General features: G+C 37.7%; 1 protein-coding gene. It reads right to left on the reverse strand.

Annotation, left to right across the window (positions count from 1 at the left end; translation table 11 throughout):
* Positions 1–305 (reverse strand): Kelch repeat-containing protein (locus ACNKXV_RS14075; RefSeq protein WP_417908343.1); only part of this gene is annotated, 305 nt, incomplete at both ends.

Genomic DNA, 305 nt, shown 5'->3' on the forward strand with positions numbered 1-305 from the left:
TGATAAATACCTGTAGCATAAATTTTCCCTTTATACTCAAAACTCGTAAAGTTGTTAAACATACCATCTGGCTGGTTTAGATCCGAGAGTTTTTCCCAAGTTTGAGAAGTAAGATCAAATCGATAGCGCTTGATGTTCCCGTCTATTCCAGTCATCAGATCAATTTCATCACCCTGATAATAAATGCTCCCTTTGTAAAATACAGCAGATTGGAAGCTGTTGTCCGAACTTGGAATTTTGGGTAAGGATTTAACATTCCGAGTCACAGGGTCAAATACGAAAAACAATTTTTCACCAGTTCGGGA

Origin of the sequence: Christiangramia aquimixticola, assembly GCF_048285835.1 — a bacterium.
GTDB classification, from domain to species: Bacteria; Bacteroidota; Bacteroidia; order Flavobacteriales; family Flavobacteriaceae; genus Christiangramia; species Christiangramia aquimixticola.